At 41.3% G+C, this 9,749-nt stretch carries 12 protein-coding genes and 1 pseudogene; 2 read left to right on the forward strand and 11 right to left on the reverse strand.

The window, feature by feature from the left end; genetic code table 11:
- A pseudogene (locus E4T71_RS07180) lies at positions 1 to 108 on the forward strand (IS5/IS1182 family transposase); the annotation flags it as partial.
- A gap of 71 nt (positions 109 to 179) precedes the next feature.
- On the opposite strand, the gene E4T71_RS07185 reads toward E4T71_RS07180, so the two are convergent.
- The 11 genes from E4T71_RS07185 to E4T71_RS07235 form a co-directional block, all read right to left on the reverse strand.
- The gene (locus E4T71_RS07185; RefSeq protein ID WP_135038482.1) at positions 180 to 1,022 is read right to left on the reverse strand and encodes an SDR family NAD(P)-dependent oxidoreductase; all 843 of its coding nucleotides are present in this window, start codon (positions 1,020 to 1,022) and stop codon (positions 180 to 182) included.
- A 78-nt stretch (positions 1,023 to 1,100) separates the two neighbouring features.
- Complete coding sequence (locus E4T71_RS07190) at positions 1,101 to 2,057, reverse strand: ABC transporter permease (RefSeq protein WP_135038484.1); 957 nt, start codon at positions 2,055 to 2,057, stop codon at positions 1,101 to 1,103.
- Positions 2,054 to 3,115: an ABC transporter permease gene (locus E4T71_RS07195; protein WP_135038486.1), complete on the reverse strand. Its 1,062-nt coding sequence runs from the start codon at positions 3,113 to 3,115 to the stop codon at positions 2,054 to 2,056. Before E4T71_RS07195 ends, E4T71_RS07190 begins: the two co-directional genes overlap by 4 nt.
- On the reverse strand, positions 3,108 to 4,643 hold the full coding sequence (locus E4T71_RS07200; RefSeq protein ID WP_135038488.1) for an ABC transporter ATP-binding protein: 1,536 nt from the start codon (positions 4,641 to 4,643) through the stop codon (positions 3,108 to 3,110). The genes E4T71_RS07195 and E4T71_RS07200 overlap by 8 nt, the downstream gene beginning before the upstream one ends.
- Before the next feature lie 32 nt (positions 4,644 to 4,675).
- Positions 4,676 to 5,731 carry a BMP family protein gene (locus tag E4T71_RS07205; protein WP_135038490.1) on the reverse strand — a complete coding sequence of 352 codons (1,056 nt, stop codon included), beginning with the start codon at positions 5,729 to 5,731 and terminating at the stop codon, positions 4,676 to 4,678.
- 27 nt (positions 5,732 to 5,758) lie between these two features.
- Complete coding sequence (locus tag E4T71_RS07210; RefSeq protein WP_135038492.1) at positions 5,759 to 6,148, reverse strand: cytidine deaminase; 390 nt, start codon at positions 6,146 to 6,148, stop codon at positions 5,759 to 5,761.
- Entirely contained in the window at positions 6,135 to 6,797 is a 663-nt protein-coding gene (gene deoC / locus E4T71_RS07215) for a deoxyribose-phosphate aldolase (protein ID WP_135038494.1), read from the reverse strand. The genes E4T71_RS07210 and deoC overlap by 14 nt, the downstream gene beginning before the upstream one ends.
- Before the next feature lie 202 nt (positions 6,798 to 6,999).
- Positions 7,000 to 8,031 (reverse strand): BMP family protein, encoded by a 1,032-nt coding sequence (locus E4T71_RS07220; protein ID WP_135038502.1) that lies wholly within the window; start codon positions 8,029 to 8,031, stop codon positions 7,000 to 7,002.
- Positions 8,032 to 8,606: 575 nt separating this feature from the next.
- The gene (locus tag E4T71_RS10565) at positions 8,607 to 8,876 is read right to left on the reverse strand and encodes a transposase (protein ID WP_135038496.1); all 270 of its coding nucleotides are present in this window, start codon (positions 8,874 to 8,876) and stop codon (positions 8,607 to 8,609) included.
- Positions 8,873 to 9,016, reverse strand: coding sequence for a hypothetical protein (locus tag E4T71_RS07230; RefSeq protein ID WP_245165715.1), 144 nt, complete (start codon positions 9,014 to 9,016; stop codon positions 8,873 to 8,875). The genes E4T71_RS10565 and E4T71_RS07230 overlap by 4 nt, the downstream gene beginning before the upstream one ends.
- A gap of 46 nt (positions 9,017 to 9,062) precedes the next feature.
- Positions 9,063 to 9,389, reverse strand: coding sequence for a hypothetical protein (locus E4T71_RS07235; RefSeq protein WP_135038500.1), 327 nt, complete (start codon positions 9,387 to 9,389; stop codon positions 9,063 to 9,065).
- Positions 9,390 to 9,463: 74 nt separating this feature from the next.
- On the opposite strand from E4T71_RS07235, the gene tnpB reads away from it, so the two are divergent.
- On the forward strand, positions 9,464 to 9,749 hold a 286-nt coding region (gene tnpB / locus E4T71_RS07240; protein ID WP_245165716.1), incomplete at its 3' end, for an IS66 family insertion sequence element accessory protein TnpB.

A 9,749-nucleotide genomic window follows, 5' to 3' on the forward strand; every position in this document is an offset into this window, starting at 1 on the left:
AAGTTCAAAGTGTTTAACATCTTTTCAACAACTTACCGCAATCGTAAGAAACGATTTGGTTTAAGAATGAACTTGATTGCTGGTATTATCAATTTTGAAAGGCTATAAACGTTTCGCAGGAAGTCTAATGTAGCAAAAGGGACAATAGACATCAGACCAAATTTCAATTTTCATCTATTCTAGTCCTTTCGATCCACGCTTTGACTGAGATCTGCAAATTCGTTAATCTCGGTCACCACTTCATTGATTTTATATTGCATAGCAGCTAATGCTCCAGATCCGGCATAAAAACGGTTCGGAGTCTTCTTCATTTCAGCAATATCAAGAATCGCTTGGGCTAGGAAAGTTGGATCTCCACCCTGATTATGATTTAAGCGAGCCAAACCAGACATCGTAGCTTGTACCACCTCATAATCTTTAATTTCTTTTTCAGGACGTCGCATCGAGGAGCTATCCAAGAAATCTGTCCGAATTCCAGTCGGATTAACTGCCGTTACCTGGATGCCAAAGGGCTCAACTTCCGCTTGCAAGGCTTCACTCATCATAATCACAGAAGCCTTGGTTGCTGAATAAACCCCTTGTACAGGTCCCGTCACCGAACCCGAAATGGAAGCTAGGTTGATAATATGTCCAGATTTTTGTTGCCGCATCCCTGGCAATACCGCCTGCGTCAGAGCTAACAGTCCAAATACATTGACATCAAAGTTCTTCCGAATCTCATCCAACGAAAATTCCTCTAAAGCCCCAAAAATACCATAGCCTGCATTGTTCACTAAAACGTCGATACGTCCAAAGTGATCAAGGACCTGAGCGACAGCCGCCTGAATACTCTCCTCTGTAAAGAGCATTTCTAAGGCTAGAAAATCACTTCCCGCCGCAGGTACCCGAGCCAATATCTTTTCAGTCAGTGTCTCAGTATTTCTCGAAGTAGCAACAACACGATAGCCTTTTTCCAAAGCTACAACAGCCACTTCCAAACCAATTCCTTTTGAGGCACCGGTTACAAATAATACTTTTTTCATTCTTATTCACCTCTATGTAACAGTATACTCCTTTTTTGAAAAAAGGTTCCTGGCGCTATGCCAGGAACCTTTAAGCATTTATTTCGATTTAATATAATTAACTCCGACTGCCTTCGGTGCAACAGCTTTTCCGAAGAAGGCTGCAAGGACAACGATGGTCAAGACGTAAGGAGCAATCTGTAGATAAACAGCTGGCACCTTATCAAAGAGTGGCAATTGGCTACCAATAACCGCCAAACTTTGAGACAAACCAAAGAAGAGGCTGGAGAACATGGCACCAACAGGATTCCACTTCCCGAAAATCATCGCGGCAAGAGCAATAAAGCCAGGTCCAACAATGGTTGAAATGGAGAAGTTTACAGAAATAGATTGGGCATAGACTGCACCACCGACTCCCCCAAGGAAACCAGAAATGAGGACACCTGCATAGCGCATCAAATACACATTAATTCCCAGTGTATCTGCTGCCTGTGGATGCTCACCGACTGAGCGAAGACGTAGTCCAAACTTCGTTTTAAACATAATAAACCAAGCAAGGAACGACGTTGCAATGGCCACATACCCCATAATCGAAGTATTCTTGAAGAAAATGTCTCCAATGAAAGGAATATCCGACAAGATTGGGAAATCAAAGCGTCCAAAGGACTCTTGAATGTTATCTGTCTGACCCTTATTATAAAGCACTTTAACCAAGAAAACGGTCAAAGCTGGAGCCATCAAGTTAAGTACTGTACCACTGACAACATGATCCGCACGGAAATGAACAGTCGCTACAGCATGGAGAAGGGAAAATAGAACACCAGCTAATCCCCCCACAAGAAGAGCCAACCAAGGAGTTGCTTCACCCAAAACTGAAGCTGTTGAAAGGTTGAAAACAACTGCTGAGAAAGCACCAACAACCATGATTCCTTCCAAACCGACATTAACAATCCCGGAATGCTCAGAGAAACTTCCACCAATGGAAGTGAAAATGAGAGGGGCTGAATAGATCAGCATGGAAGACACTAATAAGGCTAATAGGGTTTCGAGATTCATTTAGCTTGCCCCTCCTTTTTTGCTTTTGACTCAAGGAATTTTTCAATCACATAGTGAATTCCAACGAAGAAGATAATAGATGCAGTCACGATGTTTACCAATTCTGGTGGAATAGAAGCGGCATTCATTCCCGGCGCTCCAACCTGAAGAACCGCGAAGAGAAAGGCTGCAAATGGGATTCCAACTGGTGAATTATTAGCCAACAAGGCTACCGCCATCCCGTTAAATCCGATAGACAAAGAGGAACCTTGAATATAAACATTTTGGAAAGTCCCCAGTCCTTCTACTGCTCCGCCAAGACCAGCAAGAGCACCAGAGATAATCATGGAAATAATGATTATCCGTTTCGAAGACATACCGGCATACTCACTGGCATGAGGATTGAGTCCAACCGAACGAATTTCAAAACCAAGGGTTGTTTTCTTCAACAAGAACCAAATGGCAAAAACTGCTAGCAAAGCGAAGAAAATACCGATGTTCATCCGTGAGTTACTGGTAAGGGCCCGCAACCATTCTGTTTGATAGCTAGCATTCATTCCTACAGGCTTACTGGAGTCTGTACTTTGCATGACCGCCTGAGGTAATTGATGAATCAAGGCATTTCCCACATAAAGCACGATATAGTTCATCATGATGGTTACGATAACCTCACTCGTGCCAAGGTAGGCTCGAAGCATTCCAGGAATCGAACCAATGATTCCCCCTGCCAACATAGCAATCACAATCGTTGCAGGAATCATGACTAAACGTGGAAGGTCTGGATTAAGTAAGGCAAATGAGGCTGCAGCAATCCACCCCGCCAAGGCTTGACCAGGAAGACCAACGTTAAAGAAGCCCGCACGACTAGCCACTGCAAAACCTAAACCAATCAAGGTCAAAGGCCCCATAGCTCGGAAGATCTCTCCGATAGAACGCAGAGAGCCAAAGGCTGTTGCAAAGAGTGCTTCATATCCCCAAATAGCATCATAGCCAAAAATCAACATGATAATGGCTCCAAGGACGATCCCCAAGAGAACTGAAATTAGGGGAACAGCTGCATCTTGAATTTTCTTAGACATTTCCTTCCTCCTTCTTCAATTCTCCACCTGCCATCAAGATACCAAGCTCTTGCTTATTGGTAGTTGCAGGATCCAACTCACCCTGAATCTGTCCGTCATGGATAACGGCAATTCGGTCTGAGACATTTAGAATTTCATCCAACTCAAAGGAAACAACCAAAATAGCTTTCCCTTTATCACGCTCTTCAATCAAGCGTTTGTGGATGTATTCAATCGCACCAACATCCAAACCTCGAGTTGGTTGGCTAACGATAAGCAAATCTGGATCCCTGTCCACTTCCCGTGCAATAATGGCTTTCTGTTGGTTACCACCAGAAAGTGCCTTAGCCGGAACATACTCGCTAGCAGCACGAACATCAAACTCTTTCATCAATTTACGAGCATGTTCATAAATGTTACCGTAGTTCAAAATTCCCTTGGAACTCATCGGCTCCTTGTAATAAGTTTGAAGAGCAATATTTTCAGAAATGGATAGTTGCAAGACAAGACCATCACGATGGCGGTCTTCTGGAACATGTCCAACCTGCATTTCCGTAATCGTCCGTGGGCTTGCTCCAACAATATTCTTACCTTTAAGGATCATTGTTCCAGATTTGACCTTACGAAGTCCCGTAATGGCTTGAATCAATTCTGATTGACCGTTTCCATCAATTCCAGCGATTCCGACAATCTCACCTGCTCGAACATCGAGATTGAGATTTTTCACCGCTGGAACTCCACGGTTTTCTAAGACCACAAGATCCTTGATTGAAAGAACTGTTTCTTTAGGTTGAGCTTTAACCTTTTCTGTTTTGAAGGAAACAGAACGTCCCACCATCATTTCAGCTAAATCTTGGTTGGTAGCACCAACAATTTCAACCGTTTCAATACTCTTACCACGGCGAATAACAGTAACACGATCTGCAACAGCTCGGATTTCATCCAATTTATGAGTAATCAAGATCAAAGATTTTCCTTCTTTAACCAGACTCTTCATGATTTCAACCAACTCTTCAATTTCAGAAGGAGTTAAAACCGCTGTTGGCTCATCAAAAATAAGAATATCTGCACCACGATAGAGGGTTTTTAAAATCTCAACCCGTTGTTGCATCCCCACTGAGATATCTTCTACCTTGGCCGCTGGATCTACTGCAAGACCATAACGTTTTGATAATTCTTCGATTTCCTTGGTAGCTTCCTTGATATCCAAGACACCATTTTTCGTCACTTCACTTCCTAAAATAATATTTTCCGCAACCGTGAAAGCTTCAACCAACATGAAATGTTGATGAACCATCCCGATTCCAAGGGAAGCTGCTTTTGATGGAGAATCCAACTGAACAATTTGGCCATTGACCACGATTTCACCACTAGTTGGCTCTAGCAAGCCAGCCAGCATGTTCATTAACGTGGATTTCCCTGCCCCATTTTCTCCGAGAAGGGCGTGAATCTCGCCCTTCCGGAGTTGAAGATTAATATGGTCGTTGGCAACGAAATCCCCAAATTTTTTGGTGATGTCGCGCATCTCGATGACATGTTCATTCGCCATATTCCATTCGTCCTTTCCAACGTCTCCGCTTATTATTTTTCAGGAACTGTTACTTTACCGTCGATGATTGCTTGTTTGGCTTCTTCAACAGCTTTTTTAGTCTCTTCGTTTAAATTATCGTAAGTAACTTCTACACCACCAGATTTCAAATCATAGGCAGTTGTAGTTCCTCCTGGGAATTTATCTTCTTGTAGTTTAGTCGCCATATCTTTGATAGTATTCCCAACTTCTTTCAAGGTTGAAGTCAAGACAACGTTGGATTCTTTTCCGTCTTTGTCCTTGTAACCACCTTGAGGTGCTTGGTCACTATCCACACCGATAACCCAGACTTTTTCATCTGAATTAGCAGCTAATTTTTCATTACGAGTGATGGCTTCATTCAAAAGTCCGTCACCTGTTTTACCAGACGCGTGGAAGATGACATCTGCCCCAGCCGCGTATTGAGCTGCAGCAATTGTTTTACCTTTAGCTGCATCATTAAAGGACCCTGCGTAGTCTACTTGAACTTTAATAGAAGAGTCAATAGATTTCACACCTGCTTCAAAACCTTTTTCAAAACGAGTGATGACTTCACTTTCAACCCCACCGATGAAACCAACTTGCTTGGTTTTCGTATTCTTAGCCGCAGCAACACCAGCCAAGTATGCAGCTTCTTGATCCGCAAAGGTTGCTGACGCAACGTTGTCCAAATCAATCACGCTATCCACCATCACAAATTTTGTATCTGGATTGTTTTTTGCGACTTCTTCCAATGATGTTGCAAGGGCAAAACCTGCACCTGCAACCATGTTATAGCCTTCAGTGATGGCTTGTTGGAAATTGTTGGTGAAATCAGATTCATTTTCAGACTGGTAGTAAGTATAGCCTTGATTTTGTTCTAAATTGTTTTCTTCACCCCAAGCTTTCAAACCTGTCCAAGCAGATTCGTTGAAGGAGTGGTCATCAACCCCACCTGTATCGGTCACATAAGCGACACGGATAGAGTCTGAAGCTGCCTCAGAACGATCACCACTACGGTTTGAACAAGCTGCCAACGCAACTACTGCAAGCGATGCTGCTCCAAGTGCTACAATTTTATTTGATTTCATTACAATCTCCTCTTTTTATTTAATAACTTAAGTTAAATCTTTAAAAGAATAAGGTAACAACTCTGCCATAGACATGGTTTTCGTCGCTCCATCCTTGGCAATTAACGTAATCGGTAACTCAGCTTCAAAAAACTCTGCCATTACCTGACGACAAGCCCCACAAGGTGAAACAGGCTCATTTGTTTCTCCATAAATATAAAGAGCTGAGAATTCAGTAACCCCCTCTGAGACTGCCTTAAAAATAGCAGTTCTCTCCCCACAATTGGTTAAACCAAAGCTCGCATTTTCAATGTTAACTCCGGTATAATAGCGACCATCTTTGGCTACTAAAACAGCTCCAATTGGAAAATGAGAATAAGGAACATAAGCTTTTTCAGCCATTTCCATAGCTAATTGAATTGGATCAATAGCCTCCATCAACAACCTCACCTTTCATGATAGCAACACCAGCAGAAGTTCCGATGCGTGTTGCACCAGCCTCTACAAAGGCTACGGCATCTTCGTAAGAACGAGCTCCACCTGCTGCTTTGACACCAAAATCTGGTCCAACTACTTGACGCATCAATTCCAAATCAAGAACATTTGCCCCACTAGTTGAAAATCCAGTCGATGTCTTCACAAAATCTGCACCAGCCTCTACAGTCAAACGAGAAGCACGTTCCTTCTCTTCATCTGTTAACAAGGCTGTTTCAATGATAACCTTAACAACTGCATCTCCACTAGCTTCAACAACTGCTTGGATATCCTCTAAAACAGTCTGATCGTCCCCATCTTTAAGAGCTGCAATATTGATGACCATATCCACCTCGCTAGCTCCGTTTTTGACAGCCTCTGCTGTTTCAAACGCCTTCGTTGCAGAAGTTGTTGCTCCTAAAGGGAAACCAATAACCGTACAAACTTTCACATCTGTAGCAGCTAATTCCTTCGCAGCCAATGCTACCCAGCTTGGATTCAAGCAAACACTCGCAAAATCGTATTCCTTAGCTTCCTCAATTAACTGTAGAATCGCTGCTTTTTGAGCATCTGCTTTGAGTAGTGTATGATCAATATATTTGTTAAGTTTCATGGTTTTTCTCCTATTCATTTGCCATGGTATTCGTTTACATTACACTATCTCTATTCTATCATTTTTTAAAGAACATTGACCACCTCCCTTCAAGTTTTTCCACTGAAAATTTTATAAAAAAAGAGGTTGAAAAGATTCAACCTCTAATAACTAAAGAAACAGCGAATTCGGTTTCAAAGAAACCTTCTTTCATACCATAAGATTATTTTTGAGGAACTGTAATTCGTCCCGCAATAATATCTTCCTTGGCTGTTGAAACGGCTGCCTTAGCGTCTGAGGAAAGTTGACCCGTTACAAAGTTAACACCACCCACTTTCAAACCATAAACCGTTGTTTGATTCCCAGGGAAGTTTCCTTGACTTGTCTTTTCTGCAATATCTTTTAAAGCTGCTCCAACTTCTTTAATCGTTGAAGTCAAAACAAAGTTTGCTTTTTTTCCATCTTTAGAAGTGTATCCTCCATCAGCTGATTGATCCTGATCCACACCGATGACCCAAACCTTGTCAGCTTCATCTCGTGTCTCGTTCAAATCTTTTGCTTCTTTGAAGACTCCTGCTCCACTTCCACCTGCTGCTTGATAAATAACGTCAGCACCACCGGCATATTGTGCCTGCGCTAAAGATTTACCTTTAGACGCATCGGTAAAAGAGCCTGCGTAATCTACCTGAACTTTGATATCTGGGTCCACAGATTGGATACCAGCTTCAAATCCTTTTTCAAACCGTTTGACAACCTCGGATTCAATACCGCCAATAAAACCAACTTTTTTTGTTTGGCTCGTCTTCGCTGCTGCTACACCTGCTAGGTAAGCAGCTTCTTGATCCGCAAATGTTGCACTTGTTACATTATCCTGACCTTCAATAACCTCATCCAAAATCACATAATTGATTTCCGAATGATCTTTGGCTGCCTGCTCAACTGCGTTTTTAACAATGTAACCAATACCAATAATCAAGTTGCTTCCACTTGAAGCAGCTTGTTCAAAATTATTGGTGTAATCCGACTCCGAATCAGATTGATAATAGTCATAACCATTACCTTGGCTAAGCCCTTGAGCCTTGCCCCATTCTTCCAACCCTTCCCAAGCAGACTGGTTGAAAGATTTATCATCAACACCACCAACACTAGTTACAAGACTAGCCTTAACCTTAGCTTCTGAATTTTCTGTATTTCCTCGCTGACCGCAAGCAACTAATCCCAGTGTCGCCACTGTAAGTCCTGCAACCGCAAGCATAGGCTTCTTCTTCAAAGCGCTAACCTCCATTTTTTGCATACGAATAGCAGTATAGCATAGAAAGCTCATTTTGGCTAGGTTCATTCGTGAAAAACTGAAAATTTTTCCGCAAATTTTCAAAGAATCATATAAAAGACGAACGTTTTTTTGTTATAAATTCCCTTATATGCAATCAAATATGGAGATTCAATCTAAAAAAGAAGTCGGGAGAAACCCCAATGTCATTAAGTTAAGACCTAGAATTTAAAATAAAGGTTTTTATGACCTTTTTTAAAAATTATGATAATCTATAGGTGAAGCTTACTACTGATTAATTTTTCAGTCGCCTTTCAAACGTCCGACCTGGACGGATGATTGATAAATGTCTCTCTATGTAAGTTTTCAACTTAGAAGAGGTGAGCCTGTTTTTCAGGAATTGTTTGCAGGCATAAACAGCATCAGAAAAGCAGATTTGGTAGTTTTCTAAGCTAGGCATTGTATCACTAGTTTTCATTGTGATCCATCTACAGAAGTTAAACTCTGTAAAACGTGCATAGATTTCTTGAAGAACACCTTCCTTCTTCTTTGCATGAAAATTAACCAATCCTATACTTTAGGTCTCTAAAACTTGTCTCTATGCCCCATCTACGGGCGTAGAGTTTTTTTATCCCCTCAAAAGGCAAGTCTGAATTTGTAACGAGGACCTCATATTTTCCTTCCCCTATCTGGATTTTTAAAACACGAAAATAGAGTTCATAAAATTGAGGACTGCTCCCATATTTACTAGCATCGGGTAAGAAATCAAATCTATCACTATGTGGTACAAATCGATAATGTTCTGAATCATGCTTATAGAGATTCTTCAACTTGTTTGATTCCTAGACAATTTAATATTAACCATTTTTTCAATCGAAGTATCAGGTAAATGAAAACTTGAGGCAAGAGACTCCTTGCCACTCTTAACACGAATAATATATTGCCAACCTTTTTCCTCAAAATGTGCCATAAGGTTGTAACTTTCATATCCCCTATCCATAACTACAAGAGCTGTTTCAAAAGGGAGAGACCTCCATCATTTCAATAACCGCTTGTCGCTCATCTGCTGGATTTCTAGGAATATTCACGTCACTTCCATCTGCAGCTAGAATAGGTATCGAATCATCTATAGGAATTTTTGAGGTGAATTCTTTGAATACTTTATAGAAAGCGTTTGATTTGATTTTGTAGCGAGCTTGTACAAAAGCAGATTCCGCGATCCAAATATCTGCATCTAACAATTCTTTAGAAATGGATTTCCCGGACATACCAAGGATTAAATTCACCGTTTTATCGAGAGATAGTTCCCGATTACGAGAAAAATCAGCTGGATTATGGATCAAACGTAAGCGCCCAATAACAAGGTATCTTTAACCGAACTAGAAATCTAGCTATACTAATCTTATAAATCATCAGGATGGAGATTGATATGGTAGATTCTCGCTCGTTCACTAGGATAAATTTATGCGATTTAGGTCGGGTTCATTTGATAACTGGTAAAACAGATATGAGGCAAGGAATTGATTCCTTGGCTTACTTAGTGAAACAGGAATTTGAATTAGACCCCTTCTCAGGCCAAGTCTTTCTTTTCTGTGGTGGAAGAAAAGATCGCTTCAAAGCCCTTTATTGGGATGGACAGGGCTTCTGGTTACTGTACAAAAGGTTTGAGAATGGAAAACTCAACTGGCCTTCGAATGAGCGAG

The organism is Streptococcus sp. WM07, from assembly GCF_004570525.1.
Taxonomy (GTDB): Bacteria; Bacillota; Bacilli; order Lactobacillales; family Streptococcaceae; genus Streptococcus.